Origin of the sequence: Amycolatopsis jejuensis (assembly GCF_000717335.1) — a bacterium.
In the GTDB taxonomy this organism is placed as follows: domain Bacteria; phylum Actinomycetota; class Actinomycetes; order Mycobacteriales; family Pseudonocardiaceae; genus Amycolatopsis; species Amycolatopsis jejuensis.
On the sequence record NZ_JNYZ01000012.1, the window covers coordinates 37,626 to 52,354 of the forward strand.

14 protein-coding genes and 1 pseudogene are annotated in these 14,729 nt (G+C 69.4%); 6 read left to right on the forward strand and 9 right to left on the reverse strand.

Annotation, left to right across the window (positions count from 1 at the left end; genetic code table 11):
• Window positions 1–2: 2 nt before the first annotated feature.
• Complete coding sequence (locus tag OO71_RS17585; protein ID WP_033290904.1) at window positions 3–791, reverse strand: class II aldolase/adducin family protein; 789 nt, start codon at window positions 789–791, stop codon at window positions 3–5.
• Between the two features lie 166 nt (window positions 792–957).
• Here OO71_RS17585 and OO71_RS17590 point away from each other — a divergent pair, with 166 nt between their 5' ends.
• Both OO71_RS17590 and OO71_RS17595 read left to right on the forward strand, forming a co-directional pair.
• Window positions 958–2,253, forward strand: a complete 1,296-nt coding sequence (locus OO71_RS17590; protein WP_051791665.1) for an MFS transporter — start codon at window positions 958–960, stop codon at window positions 2,251–2,253.
• Window positions 2,250–2,897 carry an aspartate/glutamate racemase family protein gene (locus tag OO71_RS17595; protein WP_033290905.1) on the forward strand — a complete coding sequence of 216 codons (648 nt, stop codon included), beginning with the start codon at window positions 2,250–2,252 and terminating at the stop codon, window positions 2,895–2,897. The genes OO71_RS17590 and OO71_RS17595 overlap by 4 nt, the downstream gene beginning before the upstream one ends.
• Here OO71_RS17595 and OO71_RS17600 read toward each other — a convergent pair.
• The 4 genes from OO71_RS17600 to OO71_RS17615 all read right to left on the reverse strand — a co-directional run bounded on the left by OO71_RS17600 (window position 2,891) and on the right by OO71_RS17615 (window position 6,024).
• The gene (locus OO71_RS17600; RefSeq protein ID WP_063740082.1) at window positions 2,891–3,457 is read right to left on the reverse strand and encodes a helix-turn-helix domain-containing protein; all 567 of its coding nucleotides are present in this window, start codon (window positions 3,455–3,457) and stop codon (window positions 2,891–2,893) included. The two genes, OO71_RS17595 and OO71_RS17600, sit on opposite strands and share 7 nt — an antisense overlap.
• Complete coding sequence (locus OO71_RS47495) at window positions 3,454–3,939, reverse strand: SRPBCC family protein (protein WP_051791667.1); 486 nt, start codon at window positions 3,937–3,939, stop codon at window positions 3,454–3,456. The genes OO71_RS17600 and OO71_RS47495 overlap by 4 nt, the downstream gene beginning before the upstream one ends.
• Before the next feature lie 71 nt (window positions 3,940–4,010).
• A complete protein-coding gene (locus OO71_RS17610) occupies window positions 4,011–4,889 on the reverse strand; it encodes a hypothetical protein (RefSeq protein ID WP_245633699.1) in 879 nt (292 codons plus the stop codon).
• A 91-nt stretch (window positions 4,890–4,980) separates the two neighbouring features.
• Window positions 4,981–6,024, reverse strand: coding sequence for an SEL1-like repeat protein (locus tag OO71_RS17615; RefSeq protein WP_033290906.1), 1,044 nt, complete (start codon window positions 6,022–6,024; stop codon window positions 4,981–4,983).
• 242 nt (window positions 6,025–6,266) lie between these two features.
• Here OO71_RS17615 and OO71_RS17620 point away from each other — a divergent pair, with 242 nt between their 5' ends.
• Together OO71_RS17620 and OO71_RS17625 are read left to right on the forward strand one after the other, a co-directional pair.
• Window positions 6,267–6,920 carry an HNH endonuclease family protein gene (locus OO71_RS17620; RefSeq protein WP_033290907.1) on the forward strand — a complete coding sequence of 218 codons (654 nt, stop codon included), beginning with the start codon at window positions 6,267–6,269 and terminating at the stop codon, window positions 6,918–6,920.
• A 96-nt stretch (window positions 6,921–7,016) separates the two neighbouring features.
• Entirely contained in the window at window positions 7,017–10,724 is a 3,708-nt protein-coding gene (locus OO71_RS17625; RefSeq protein ID WP_033290908.1) for a S8 family serine peptidase, read from the forward strand.
• Window positions 10,725–10,740: 16 nt separating this feature from the next.
• On the opposite strand, the gene OO71_RS17630 is transcribed toward OO71_RS17625, so the two are convergent.
• From OO71_RS17630 to OO71_RS17645, 4 genes and pseudogenes are all read right to left on the reverse strand, one after another.
• Window positions 10,741–11,751, reverse strand: a complete 1,011-nt coding sequence (locus tag OO71_RS17630; RefSeq protein ID WP_033290909.1) for a LuxR C-terminal-related transcriptional regulator — start codon at window positions 11,749–11,751, stop codon at window positions 10,741–10,743.
• Between the two features lie 305 nt (window positions 11,752–12,056).
• A pseudogene (locus tag OO71_RS48920) lies at window positions 12,057–12,410 on the reverse strand (ATP-binding protein); the annotation flags it as partial.
• A gap of 64 nt (window positions 12,411–12,474) precedes the next feature.
• A complete protein-coding gene (locus tag OO71_RS17640) occupies window positions 12,475–13,251 on the reverse strand; it encodes a SigB/SigF/SigG family RNA polymerase sigma factor (RefSeq protein WP_033290910.1) in 777 nt (258 codons plus the stop codon).
• Window positions 13,248–13,664: an ATP-binding protein gene (locus OO71_RS17645; protein ID WP_033291268.1), complete on the reverse strand. Its 417-nt coding sequence runs from the start codon at window positions 13,662–13,664 to the stop codon at window positions 13,248–13,250. The genes OO71_RS17640 and OO71_RS17645 overlap by 4 nt, the downstream gene beginning before the upstream one ends.
• A gap of 149 nt (window positions 13,665–13,813) precedes the next feature.
• Here OO71_RS17645 and OO71_RS17650 point away from each other — a divergent pair, with 149 nt between their 5' ends.
• Window positions 13,814–14,119 (forward strand): WhiB family transcriptional regulator, encoded by a 306-nt coding sequence (locus OO71_RS17650; protein ID WP_033290911.1) that lies wholly within the window; start codon window positions 13,814–13,816, stop codon window positions 14,117–14,119.
• Between the two features lie 200 nt (window positions 14,120–14,319).
• Window positions 14,320–14,673, forward strand: coding sequence for an STAS domain-containing protein (locus tag OO71_RS17655; RefSeq protein WP_033290912.1), 354 nt, complete (start codon window positions 14,320–14,322; stop codon window positions 14,671–14,673).
• Window positions 14,674–14,729: the final 56 nt, after the last annotated feature.

Genomic DNA, 14,729 nt, shown 5'->3' on the forward strand with positions numbered 1-14,729 from the left:
CGTCAGTCGAGCACGTCCGGCTCCTGCTCGATGAGCAATTCCTCCATCAGCTGGAAATTGTTGCGGGCCATGTTCGCGTTGCCGAATTGACGGGCGGCGAGCGTCGCTTCCTCTTCGGTCATCAGCCGTGGCGTACCCGCGGCTTCGGCGAGCAACTGCATTTGGCACGCGCGATCCATGGTGATGAACCACCATGCCGCCTCGCCGACCGTGCGGCCGACCGTGAGCAATCCGTGGTGCCGGAGAATTGCGGCGCGTTTGGACCCCAGCCGCGCGGCAATTCGGACGCCTTCGTCGCGCTCCAGCACCAAGCCCTTGTATTCGTCGAACAGCACATGGTCGTTGTGGAAAGCGCAGGCTTCCTGAATGATCGGGTCCAGCGGACGGCTCAAGGCTGACCACGCGCGTCCGTGAATCGAATGCGCGTGCGCGACAGCGACTACGTCCTCGCGGGCTTCGTGGATGGTCGAGTGAATCGAAAACGCCGCCTTGTTCGAGCGCCGGGTACCTTCCACGACCTTGCCGTTTTCGTCCAGCAAAAGCAGATCGCTGACCTTGATCCGCGAAAAGTGGACGGCATAAGGGTTCACCCAGAACCGGTTCGGGAATTCCGGGTCGCGGGCCGTGATGTGCCCGGCGACGCCCTCGTCGAAGCCGTAGCGGGCAAACAGCCGGAAGGCGACGGCCAGCTGGCGTTTGCGGTAGGCCCGCTCGGCCGTCGCGGACTCCTGCCGCTCGGGCAGCGCTTCGAGGTCGAGTTCCGGAACCTCTTCTACGGTCGCCTTGGTCATCATCGTCTCCTCGCCCGCGAGTGCTGTGCCTGTGTGGCAACTAGCGTGCCTCGGTGACATCTGCCCGTCAAGCAGGTCACCCCAAGAAATATGCCGGAAGTCGACGCATTGGTACTTGCCTAGGAGGCACATCGTGGTGTCTCCTTGTCGGCCAAGGAGGTGTGGGATGTCCGTCACACAGAACACCGGCACGCTCGGCCCGCCCCGCGGGAAGGTGCGCCGGGCCGTCGCGGCGAGCACCGCGGGCAGCACCATCGAGTGGTACGACTTCCAGCTTTACGGGGTGGTCGCGGCGATCGTGCTGCCCGCGGCCTACTTCCCCGAATCCAGCGCGCTCGCCGGCACTTTGCTGTCGTTCTCGACCTTCTTCGTGGGGTTCGTGGCGCGCCCGCTCGGCGCGGTGCTGTTCGGGCATCTCGGCGACCGGGTCGGGCGCAAGAAGGCGCTGGTGGTGACCCTGATGCTGATGGGGATCGGCACCGTCGGCATCGGCCTTACCCCCGGCTACAGCGCGATCGGCCCGGCCGCGCCGCTCTTGCTCGTGCTGATGCGGGTGGTGCAGGGCTTCGGCGTCGGCGGCGAATGGAGTGGCGCGATCCTGATGGCGGGTGAGTCCGGCCGCCGCAGCAGACAGGCGTTCCTCACCAGTTTCCCGCAGGCGTCGGCAATGCTGGGGACGGCGCTGGCGTCGCTGTCGGTGCTCGCGGCCGGGGCGATCGGCGGTCCGGCGGCGTTCATCGAGTGGACGTGGCGGATTCCGTTCCTGATCAGCGCGGTCTTGGTGGTGCTCGGGCTTTGGATGCGGCACGGGATCGGCGAAACCACCGAGTTCGCCGAAGTCCGCGCGCAGGGGAAGGTCGAGCGCGCGCCGGTGCTCACGGCGATGCGGTCGTACTGGCGGGAAATTCTGCTGGGGATGTTCCTGAAGGTCGGGGAAATGGCGCCGGTCTTCATCTTCGTGTCGTTCATCTACACCTACGGCAAGCAGGTCGGCGGCCTCAGCCAGACGACCCTGCTCGCCGCGGTTTCGGTCGCCGCGCTGGTGTCCGCGCTGATCACGCCACTGATGGGGTACCTCGGCGACCGGCTCGGCCCGGTTCGCGTGTACCTCATCGGCGCGGCCGCGATGGCAGTCGAGGCACTCGGGTACTTCGCCGCGATCGGCTCGGGCAACCACGTCCTGGCGATCGGCGTGATCGTGGTGAGCCTCGTCCCGTACGCGCTGATGTTCGCCAACGAGGCCACGATTCTGACCGGCCTGTTTCCCGCGCCGGTCCGGTATTCCGGCAGCTCACTGGCGTTCAACCTGGCCGGAATCCTCGGCGGCGGACCCGCGCCGTTCATTGCCGCCGGTCTTCTCAGCGCGACCGGCACCGCGTGGTCGCTCACCGGGTACCTGCTGCTGACCGTCCTGGTCGGCGCCACCGCCGCGGTACTGATCCAACGCCGGGGGCACTCGTGACGATCCTGGTCCTCACCCCGGAAGGCGGCCCGTTCGTCCCCGGTTCGATTGCCGATCCGGCCACCCATCCAGGGGGTACCACGACGTACCCGCCGGGTGCCGCAGATCTGAGCGGCCAGCTCGGCCCGTCCGGCTCGCTCGGGCCGGCCACCTGCCGCGCGATCGCCGCGGCCCCCGGCGGAGGGCTGGCAGTGACCACGATCGGCTACCTGTCCCGCGCGCAGCACGACCTCGCCCGCGCGACCGGCCGGACGGTGGTGTCCTCACCGCTGCTGGCAGTCCCGATGTTGCTGGCCATGCTGCCGCCCGGACGGCGGATCCTGGTGGTGTACGCGCATCTCGGCCTCGCGTCCGCCGACGACATTCCCGGGGTGCCACCCGAACGAGCGGACGACGTCATCCGCGTCGGGCTGGAGGGCGACGGCGCGTTCCGGCGAGCGGTGCTCGACCGGTCCGAGGATTTCGATCATGCCGCGGTCGCGGCTCAGATCATCGCGATGCTCAATGTCCCGGATCTGGGCGCGGTGGTGCTGGAGTGCGGTGAGATGGCGGCGGTCGCAGGGCGGGTCCGGGCGGCGACGGACGTGCCGGTGGTCGACTACCGGGTGCTGGTCGACTGTTTCGCCGCGGCGCTGGGTTACTGAATCGGCCCAGTCCGGGGGGATGCGATCACGACGATCACCTCCGCGTCCGGCGCGCCGCGCAGGGTGTGTTCGGTGCCGCCGGAGAACTGCGCCGAATCGCCCTTTTCCAGCGTGTGCGCCTCGCCGCCGAGGACGAGCTCGAGCCGTCCGCTGACCACGTGCAGCCATTCCTCCCCACCGTGCCGGCTCGGCCGGGGAGGGATGGCGCGCCCGCGCAACGTCACGCGCGTGGCCTCGATGAACGCGTTCGTGGACGGCGGCGACAGGTGCATCAGCTCGGCGCCGCGGGTGCCGTACGTGGTCGCTTCGTCGCGCTTGACGATCGGCGACCCACGTTCCCCCTCGGAGGCGAGGTCGGCGACGCTCACGTCCAGCACGCGCGCGAGCACCACCAGCGTGCCGACGCTGGGTACGCGCTGCCCGCTTTCGACGCGCGACAGGTAGCCGGGCGTGATGTCCGCGGCGGCCGCGACCTTCTCCAGCGTGAGACCCCGCTCAAGACGAAGCTCGCGCAGCCGCTTCGTGATCCGCTGCTCGGCTTCTTCCACCTCCCGGCTCATCCCCCCACTCTACGGGGGCCGGTGAGCGCCGCCATGCGGTCGAGGGTACGGCGCATGCTGCCGCGGGCCGTGCGGCGGAACCCGAACAGCAGCAGACGCAGGGGTTCCTCGCTGAGGTCCCAGCTTTCCCGGACCAGCGTGTGGTCGCCGTCCGGCTCGAACTCGTACCGCAAGATCCGCCCGCCGAAGAGGAACCGCCACCGCGCCGAATCGCGGTGCGGCCTGCTCTGCCAGGCGAACCGCCGCCCGGGTACGGCCTCGATCACGGTGCTCGTCATCGTGTACTTGCCGCGCAGGTCCATGGCGACACTGAAGGTGTCGCCGACGCCGAGCGGCCGTCCGGTGGTGCTGACCTCGGTGACCCCGACGAGTGCCCCGGACCCGTCGATGTCCTTGTGCCGCACCGGATTGGCGACGAGCAGGTAAAGTTCGTCGGTGGAAGCCGCAATCCGGCGCTCGACCGACTCGACCCAGCGAGGCATGCCCGCGATGCTAAGGGCGGCGCGCACCGCGCTCCCCGCGAACGGCCCGGATGGCCACCGGCTCTGCCCGGTCAGGGCAACTTTTCCGGCGCCGGGAACGCGTAGAACCGCAGGGCGAGCTCCCGCGTCTGGCTGGTGGGCTCGGGGTTCCGGCTCGCATAGCGGTGTACGAGCTCGAGGTACTGGGCGTCGAACTCCGCCAGGTCCTTGGCGGTGAGATGCATCCCGGCGCGGCTCCCGGCCGCCCATTCGCCGAACGTTGTCCGCCGTTGCGCCGCCCAGGCGAACAACCGCAGCTCACGGTCGTACTTCGCGTCGAGATACGCGGTTACTGCGCTGCGATCGGCTGCGGGGAACTGGTCCGGATTAGTTTCCCGCAGATGCTGCGGGACCGAATGCCAACGGCCATCGCGAGCGCGGTGCGCGTAACCGGCATGCGCGAGGCTTCGCAACGCGTCGTCGGCAGAGGGATCCTGCGTGCGGAGTTCTGCAGTGGTGGCGGGCATCCGGCCCAGCAACCGCTGGTAGGCCGGGTTCGTGTGCACGGCGATATCGCCCATGGTCAGTGAGCGCTGCCGCGCGTCACCCGACAAGAGGCTTCGCGCGCGTAGCAGCAGGAACACCGCGATCGGCACCTCCGCAGCGAGCGCCGTACCCAGGCTCGCCCACTGATCAGGCCCACCCCAATCGAGGGCGGCGTCGAACCACGCGTCGCAGAACAGCAGCGTCGCCGTCGCGGCCAGCAGGGGGACCGTGGCGCGGCTTCGGCGGATGCCGAGCACCACCGCAGCCGCGAAGCACAGCAGCAGTACCACGTCGAAGCCCACCCACGCGAACCGCCACTGGCCGGTGTCGAAGCGCTCCGGCAAGGTCACCCCGACGTACACCGTCCACGGCACCAGGAACACCGCGATGGCGGCGAGCAGCGCGAGGAGCAGGCGTCGGGACACGAGGTCGACGCTAATCCCGCGCGGGCGCCCCGGCATCCGGCCGATCCCGGAGATCCGACCCGGGGATCACCCCGAAGTCTACTGTGGACACTCAGGTCCGGTCGCCGGAATCCTCGGCGCGGAACTGCCAGTGGTCGGCCTCGTTCATGGCGCCGCGGGCGCGCAGCATCCGGGCGAGGCTGAGCATTCCCTGCACGTCGCCGGTTTCGGCGGCGGTGCGGAAGTAGTGTTCGGCGCGGGCGAGGTCGTCGCGGGCTTCGGCGAGGTGCCCGAGGTTCGTCAGCGCGGGGACGCTGCCGTGCTCGGCGGCCTTGCGGTACCAGGCCGCGGCCTCGCCGTCGTCGCCGCGGCTGCGGGCCAGCACACCCAGGTTGGTCATCGCCGCCGGGTCGCCTGCCTCAGCCGCGTCGAGGTAGCAGCTCTCAGCCTCCTCGACGTCTCCCCGGCGATGCAACAGCAGCCCCAGCCGCACCTTCGCCTCCACGTGCCCGCCCTTCGCGCCCCGGCGGAACCACGTCTCGGCTTCCTCCGTTCGGCCGAGCCGTTCCGCCTGACGGCCCAGCAGGCACGCCGCCGCGAGTTCGCCCGCTTCCAACGCGGCTCGCCACCACCGGGCCGCCTCGCCGTGCACCCCGGCTTCCCGCAGCGCGATCCCCAGGTCGACCATCGCCGTCGCGTCCCCTGCCTCGGCCGCGTGACGGCACCAGCCCTCGGCGTCGGAGTATCGACCGGCCTCCACGAGCAGATGCCCGAGCGGCCCGCAAGCCTCGCTGACCCCGGCCTGGTACGCGGCGAGGTACCAGTGTTCGGCGTTGTCGCCATGACCGTGGCGTTCGCACGCGCGGGCGTACCCGAGCATTCCGTGCGGTTCCCCGGCCAGCGCGGCTTCGTGGTACCAGCGTTCGGCCTCGCCGTCGGCGCCCCGTTCGGTGAGCAGGTGGCCCAGCGCGGTCATCGCGATCCGGTCGCCCCCCGCGGCGGCGCGCCGGTACCACGCCTCGGCTTCGGCCGATTCGCCACGTTGGCGCAGGTCAGCAGCAACGCGCGTCATGGCGACGACGTTGCCGCCCTCCGCCGCTTTGCGGCGCAGGTAGTCGTCGACCCGCGTGTTCCACTTCCGCAGCCGCCCGGGCATGTCCGGCCTCGCTCCTCATCCGTTCCCCTTTCGCATAATCGCTCGAAACCGCGCGTACGTGACACCCTCGCCCAGCGTTACCCTCCCCCGCTGCCCTGGGCTTTTTCGTTGCCCGGCAACAGATGCCCGAACGTGGTCCCCGCCACGTCCGCGATCGCCGCTGAGAGTGTCTGCGCGATCACGGCTCGATCGACCGGCATACTGCCGCTTCCCGCACCCCGCCCGAGAGGACCCCGCGCGCCATGGCCCGGACGTTTCCCATCAAGCGCACCGCGGCACTCGCGGTCGTGCTGCTACTGGCCGTCGCCGGGTTCTGGTACGCCCAGCGCCAGGTCGGCGACGGACCGTCCGAAGCCGCCCCGGCGAACGTCGGCGACGCCGGACAGCAGCTGGCCGAGCTGAAAATCGCGCCACGGACGCCGATGACCGGCTACTCCCGCGAGAAGTTCCCGCACTGGGACAGCCAGGGGCACAACTGCAACACACGCGAGACGGTGCTCAAGCGGGACGGCAAGGACGTCAAGGCGGGCAACGACTGCAATCCGACGGCAGGCTCCTGGTACAGCAAGTACGACGGCGAAACCTGGACCAAACCCGGCGACCTCGACATCGACCACGTCGTCCCGCTCGGCCAGGCGTGGGAAAGCGGTGCGCGCGACTGGGCGCAGGACAAGCGCGAACAGTTCGCCAACGACCTCACGCGCCCGCAGCTGTTCGCCGTGACCGCCAGCGTGAACCGGCAGAAGGGCGACAAGGCCCCGGACGAGTGGAAGCCGCCGCTCGTGTCGTTCTGGTGCACCTACGCCACCGACTGGGTCACGGTGAAACACCACTACGCGCTGACGATCACCGACCTGGAGAAGCGCGCCCTGCAAGACATGCTTCGTCGCTGCTGAACCGTTTCGTCATCTGCTTGTCCCACTTGCGACATGTCACAACCGCGACACGGCAAGGTAGTGACGCGGACCCCGGTCCGCCCCGAACCTGGTGCGATGACGTGGAGATCACGAGTCATCACTCTCGGCTGCACCGGCGCACTGGTCGTGGGACTCGCCCCGGGCGCTGCGGCCGACCCCGCAAGTGGCCCACCGGCCATTCCCCAAGGTCCCGGTGAACGGCACACCGTCACTCTACTCACCGGTGACGTCGTGCAGGTGGAAGGACCACCGGGCGGCAGGCAGACCGCGACGGTCCGGCCTGGCAAAGGACGCGAGCGCGTCCAGTTCTCGCAGAACGAGGTCGACGGCAAGCTGTCGGTCATCCCCTCCGACGCCGTGCCGCTGCTGGCGGCCAAGCGTCTCGACAAATCCCTGTTCGACATCACCGGCCTGATTGCGCAGGGGTACGCGGACGAGACCAGCAAAGCGTTGCCGCTGATCGCGCATTACCCCGACGGCGTCTCGATCGCGTCCGTACCCACCTTGGCCGCCACCGACCAGGGCGCGGAGCTGCCGAGCGTGCACGGCCGCGCGGTCCGCGAGGACAAACAGCGCGCCGGTGAGTTCTGGAAGGCGTTCACCGGCCCGAAGGCCGCCTCCGGTGGCGTGGAACGGATTTCGCTGGACCGCAAGGTGCACGCGACTCTCGACCGCAGTGTGCCGCAGATCGGCGCTCCCGAGGCGTGGGCCGCCGGGTACGACGGCAACGGCACCACGGTCGCCGTGCTCGACACCGGGTACGACGCCGCTCACCCGGACCTCGCCGGGAAAGTGGTGAAGTCGGCGAACTTCTCGTCGAGCCCGGACATCGTCGACCGGGTCGGCCACGGCACGCACGTCGCGGCCACCATCGCCGGTACCGGCGCGGCCGCGGGCGGCACGCGCAAGGGAGCCGCGCCGGGGGCGAAGCTGATCGTCGGCAAGGTGCTCGGCGACGACGGCAGCGGCACGTATTCCGAGATCCTGCAAGGGATGGAGTGGGCCGCGTCGTCCGGCGCCAAGGTGGTCAACATGAGCCTCGGCGGCGGTCCGACCGACGGCAAGGACGACCTCAGCCTCGGCCTCGACGAGATCAGCGCGCGCACCGGCACGCTGTTCGTGGTCGCGGCAGGCAACGACGGCGAGAACGGCTCGTCCACGATCGGCTCGCCGGGCAGCGCGGACGCGGCCCTCACCGTCGGCGCGGTCGACCGCAAGAACGCGCTCACCACGTTCTCCAGCAAGGGTCCGCGGCTCGGTGACCTCGCCGTGAAGCCGGATCTCACCGCGCCCGGGCTTGGCATCGTCGCCGCCCGCGCGGCCGGTACCTCGCTCGGCGACCCGGTGGACGAGCACTACACCTCGATGTCCGGCACGTCGATGGCGACCCCGCACGTAGCAGGCGCCGCAGCGATTCTGGCCCAGCGCTATCCACAGTGGACGGCGCAGCAGCTCAAGGATGCCTTGGGCAGCACCGCGAAACCGACGCCAGGGCTCACCGCATTCCAGCAAGGCGGTGGCCGGGTGGATGTCGCCGCAGCCGCCGCGCGTCCCGGCGTTTTCGCCACCGGGACGCTCAACCTCGGTCCGATCGATGCCGGTTCCGCGGCAGTGCGCAAGGAAGTCACGTACACCAACACGACTTCCGCTCCGGTACACCTCACCCCGCGGCTCGATCTACATCGGACTGATGGCACCGCGCCCGGTGCCGCGGTGCGCCTTGAAAAGTCCACAGTGGACGTTCCGGCCGGGGGCAGTGCCACGGTCGGGATCATCGTCGATTCGGCCAAGCTGGCGCACGGCAACTACACCGGAAGCCTGGTCGCGGATTCCGTGCACACGACCGTCGGGCTGATGAAGGAGGCGCCGAAGCACAAGGTGACCGTGCGCGGTCTCGGCCGCGACGGCAAGGGCGCGTTCATGGAGTTCACCCTGCGCGGCGACGACGACCGGTTCGACACGTTCTGCTATCTCGACCAAGGCGAACCTGTCACCTTCGAGGTCGCCGAAGGCACCTACTACCTCCGCGGCATGGTCGGCGGCGGCATGGCGCCGGACGAGGAGATGACCGTGGTCATCCTGCCCGAGGTCGAGGTGAACAAGGACGTCGACCTGGTCATGGACGCCCGCAAGGCGGTGCCGGTCGAGATCCGGACGCCCCGCCCGGCGGCGGTGGACAACGTCGTGAACATCTACACCCACCGGGAGATCGGCGAGCGCAACATCACCACCGGCAACACCGCCCTTCCCGGGGTCCGGCACCTCTACGTGACGCCGACCCAGCCGGTGAAGAAGGGCAGTTTCGAGTTCGGCACCAGGTGGCAGCTCACCGCGCCGGCGCTGACCGCGAGCGTGCTGCCGTGGTTCGATCTCCGTACCGAACTGTTCTATTACCCGTCGTCTCCGGCGATTTCCGGGCTGAAGTGGCTGCCGGTGGTCCCGGTCGACGGCAACCGGCCGGACTACGGCAAGGCCCGCGGCAAGATCGCGCTCGTGACCCCGACGGCGGACGGCAGCGTCAACCCCGAGGACGCCGCTCAGGCGGCCGCCAAGGCGGGTGCCGCGATGGTGGCCGTGGTCACCGGGCCGAAGGAGCCCACGTACGGCCGCTGGCTGCCGTCGGGTGAACGGCTGCCGATCCCCACCGTGTGGGTGCCGGGGGAGCAGGGCACGCGCTTGGCCGACCGGGCCGGGCACGGCATGGCGAGCCTGCTGCTGCACGGCACGCCGGTGAGCCCGTACCTGTACGACGTCCTGCAGGTCTCGCGTGGTCAGGTGCCGCAACGGATCGTGTACCGGGTGACCGACCAGAACAGCGCAACCGTGACGGCCAACTACCACGCGACCGGGAAAACCGAGTGGCTGGCCGAACAGCGGTACGCCTGGCGGCCGTGGGAGAAGTACTCGTTCGGCCAGCTCCAGCGGTTCGCCCCCACCGGGCGGGCGCGCGAGGAAATCGTCTCCGCGGACGACACGCTGTGGCAGCACCAGGTCAAGAACGGGCTCAGCTGGGAGACGATGCAGCCGCTGGCGGGCGGCATGATGGACCAGCTGCACGCGTTCCGGCCGGGGCAGCGGGCGACCGAGAACTGGTACCAGCCGGTGGTGCGGCCGTCGATCCCGCGTGGCGTCCCGGGGCTGCAGTCGAGCCGGACCGGGAACAGCCTGACGCTCCGGATTCCGGAGTTCACCGGCGCGGAAGCCGGGCAGTACGCATTCTCCGAAACGACCATGGGCGGGTATCCGGACGAGGTGACCGCGCGGCTGTACCAGAACGGCAAGCTGCTGAAGGAAGGGACGGCCGCGTGGGGCAAGTACCCCGTACCGGGTGATCCGTCGACCTACCGGCTCGACCTGTCGGTGACCCGGTCGACTCCGGACTGGCAGTTCAGCACGCACACGGACACGTCGTGGACCTTCGGCTCGCGCCGTCCCACCGATGGCAAGACCGACCTGCTTCCGTTGCTGCAGCTGGATTACGGGGTCGCGACGGATCTCGCGCAGAAGGCCCGTGCCGGACGTTCGGTGCCGATCGAGCTGACTGTGCGGAATCAGGATGGCCTGGCCGCGCCAAGGAATCCGTCGATGAAGGTGGCAGTGTCCTATGACGACGGTCGCACGTGGACGGACGTCAAACGGCTCGAAAACCTTGGCCAGGGCCGGTTCCGTGCGGTCGCCGACCAGCCGCGGGGCAACGGTTACGTCTCGTTGCGCGTGCAGGCGGGCGACGGGACCGGGAATTCGGTGCAGCAGACGGTGATCCGGGCCTTCGGGCTCGGCTGACGAACCGGGCGGGCGGCTATCCGGCAGCCGCCCGTCCTGGTTCGTCGAGCCAGCCCTGGCGGCTGGTCTCCCAGGCGAGCTGCATCCGGGTCTGGACGTTCATCCGGGTCATCAGGTCGTGGATCCGCCGCTGGACGGTGCGCTGGCTCACCGCGAGCCGGGTCGCGATGGCCTTGTCCGTGACACCCGCGACCAGCAGCGACAACAGGTGGCGCTCGTCCGGATCGGGACGGGCGCCACCGGGTTGCCGGTCGGTGGTGTCGTACAGCGTCCGGTCGGCACGCAGCGGCCAGGCGCGTTCCCAGTAGCTCTCGAAAAGGGCGATCAACGCGGCGAGGAGGGTGCTGTCGCGGATCAGGGCGGCGGTCGGTTCGCCGGAACCGTCCAGGTCGTGGACGAGGGGGCACAGCGCGATGCGGTCGTCGGCGATCGCCATCCGGATGGGCAAGGTGGCGGCTGAGCGTGCTGTCTCGCCGCGCCGGATGCCTTGGGTGATGTTTTCGATCGTGCCGGGTTCTTCGAGCATTGCGCGCTCGTAGATCACGCGGTATCCGACCCCGCGGGCCAGGGCGGCGTACTCCTCGGTGTTTTCGCCGGACGCCATGGCGATGTGCCCGGCGCGGCAGAACCACCGCATTTCGTGGCGGACGCCGGTCTGGATGTTGGTGAGCTGCTGGCGGATCGCTGCGGTGCCGGTGATGATCTCGACGAGTTGGGTGGCGTCCCGGCGTCTTGCGCCGCCGCGGTACTCCTCGGTCAGGTGGTTGACGGCGGTACGGGCCCATTCGAGGGATTCCTGCCCGCGGAGGAGCAGGGGGGCGAAGGCCACGTCGGGTGGGGAGGGGGCGTATGTGCCGGAGATGTGGCTGATGAGGCCCTTGGTGTGGAGGGAGTGGAGGAGGGTGGCCACCTGTGGCGGGGACAGGTGGAGGTGGTGGGCGATCTGGTCGGGGGTGGCGTCGAACATGCCGACGAGGAGGCGGTAGACGCGTTCTTCGTCCGCGGTGACCCCGATGGCGTCCAGCATCCGGCGAGCGTAGGGCACGTGAGGGTGGGGTTTGGGGGACAAGAATGGACAGGTGTCCTGGTGGGCGCTGGGGGGTGCCCGGTGGGCCCTGGTTCCCGGTTGGGAATTGTTGCGTTGGGGGCACCCCGAAGCTGGATTGTGACGACGTGCGGAGGGTGCTTGTCAAGGCGGGAAAGATGCCTTGACAAGCACCCTCCGCACGTGTTGGAGCTTCGGATCGGGGTGCAGGGCGGGGGCTGGCTGCCCGGGTTTCGTTGGGTTCGCGCGTGCGGCTTGGGTTCTTCGGAGGGGGCGTAGCCCCAGCGTCGGGACAGGGCGCGGACCAGTTGCAAGCCGCGGCTTCGTGCGGCTGCGGGGGTTGGTTCCTTCAGTTCCGGGGGCGAAGCCGAGGTGTCGAAGACCTGCACCACCAGCTCGCTGCCCTCGACGCGGAGTTCCAGGCGGTCCGGGTGGTCGCCGTGTTCGAAGGCGTTCGTCACCAGTTCCGAGGTTGCCAGCAGGACGTCGTCGCGGAGTTGGGCGGGGACTTCCAAGTCGGCCAGTGCGGTGCGGACCTGGGCGCGGGCTACTGCGGGCGCGGTGACGTCGTCCGGGAGCGCCAGGCGCACGGTGGCGGCGGCTGCCCCGGTGCTCCTGGTCGGCATCCTCGACGTCGTCATGGCGTTGCACCTCCCGACCTCTGTGCTCGCAACCTCGTATTTACCCAACCTGGGCGAAGACAAATCACGTGCCTTCGGTGATGTCCGTCTCTGCGAGTCCGGTGCGGAGCTTCTTCAGCGTCGCGGCCAGTAGCCGGGACACCTGCATCTGCGAAACCCCCACGCGGCGCGCGATGTCCGACTGGCTCATTCCCGACCCGAACCGCAGCGCCACGATCTTGCGTTCCCGCTCAGGCAGGCTCTCCAGCATGGGGCGCAGTGCCTCGCGCAGTTCCGCCTGGCCGAGGTTCGCGTCCGGGGCTCCGAAGCGGGTGTGCGCGGAGTTCTCCAGCAGGTTGTCCAGCGACGCCCCATAGCGGCCCTGTCCGGCGCGCAGGCCCTCGTACACGTCCTCGATCGGCACCCCCAGATGCCGCGCGATTTCACTCGGCCGGGGGGCGCGCGACAAGCGGATGGTGAGCTCCTCGCGGGCGGCCGAGATCGTCGCGTTGAGTTCCTTCAAGCGTCGCGGGACCCGTACCGACCAGCTGTTGTCGCGGAAGTGGTGGCGCAGTTCGCCGGAGATCGTCGGCACGGCGAAGGCCAGGAAATCGGTGCCCTGGCCGGGGTCGTAACGGTCGACCGCGTGGATGAGGCCGACCGTCGCGATCTGCACTAGGTCGTCCATTGCCTCGTCGCGGTTGCGGAACTTCCGCGCAAGATTGCGCGCCAGCTCGAGGTGCTCGCGTACCAGCTGGTCCCGGATCTCCTCGCGACGCGGCGAACGGTCGGGCAGCCCGGTCAATTCGTGGAACAGTGCTGCCACGTCGGTGGGCTCGCCGCCGCCGGCGGGGGTCGTCACGAGTGGGCCGCCTCGCTCTCCCGGACCAGCTGCACCCGGGAGAGGTACCGGCCGTCCGCGGGAGTCACGGTGCGTCGCGCGGAGGTGGCCAGCGCGGTGAGCAGCTGCCAGGACAGGCCGGTCTCGTCGCCGTGGTCGGCGCGGTCGGAAACCACCGAGACGGTGACCTCGATCCGGCCGTCGATCCAGGAGAAAACGCAGGTCAGCTTGCCGTCGGCGGCCGAGGGCAGCAGCATCGAACAGGCCTCGTCCACGGCCATCCGAAGGTCCTCGACGGCGTCGAGGTCGAAATCCTGGCGCATCGCGATGTCGGCGACGATCGTGCGCAGAGTGGGTACCACGTGCGGGATCGCCGCCGTCCGCACCTCGATGAGCTGTGCGTCCTCGCGCTCGAGCGGGGCGTTCTCCTCCACGTGCTGTCCCTTCTCCGGCGTGCTGCCGCCGAGTCTTTCGTGCCCGGTCTGCCACATGCCCGGGGGGTGAGCAAACCAAACCCGCGTTTGACCGCCGCGACCGGCGGGCATGTAGCGATCGAGTGCATCCCGGGAAAGGTGGGGACGACATGGCTGACGTGAGCCGGCTGCCCAACGTGGTCGCCGAGGAGTGGGAGTGGCAGCTTCGCGGGTCGTGCCGTGGTGCGGACAGCAGCCTGTTCTTCCATACCGACAACGAGCGCGGCTCCGCGCGCGAGCGCCGCGAGTCCCGTGCGAAGGCGATCTGTCACACCTGCCCGGTGCTGGCGCAGTGCCGCAAGCACGCGATGACCGTGCAGGAGCCGTACGGGATCTGGGGCGGTCTCGGCGAGATCGAGCGGCGCGAGCTCTTCATGCGTGAACGGCGGGCCAAGCGCAAGACCGTGTCTGCCTGACCCCGCCCGGAACCCCGCGCACCAGCAGTGCGCGGGGTCTGTTGTGCGTGCCTCCGGCGGGGTACCCCTGTGCCGACGCGGGCGCGGTCACCCACTGGGTTAGGGTTGGGTCTCCAGATGCTTGGGACCGTGACACGGTTGCCGCTTGAGACAACAGGCGCGTACCGGCGCAGGAGCAGCGCCTGACGAGGAGAAACTGCATGCCCGCAGCCGACCAGAACGCCACTCCGCCCGGATTCGGCATCACGCTGGACACCGCGGCCGCCGAGCCGAGGGTGGTGGTCACCGGTGAGCTGGACCTGCTCACCAGTCCGCAGCTGCAGGAAGCCTTGGCCGGATTGATCGCGGACAAGGGCTCCCGCCGCGTGGTGGCCGACCTCACCGGCGTCACCTTCTTCGATTCGTCGGCGCTGAACGTCGTCCTGCACGCCCAGCGTCAGGCCGGGGAACAGGACGTGGAGCTGGAGGTCGTCCCCAGCGCAGCGGTCAGCAGGGTGATCGAGCTCACCGGCGTCGCCGAGCACCTGAGCGTGTCGGAGGAACCCCCGGCCTGATCATTCGCTACGGTCGCGCGGGTTTGCGAAAATGCCCGGCGACCTGGGGGATGATC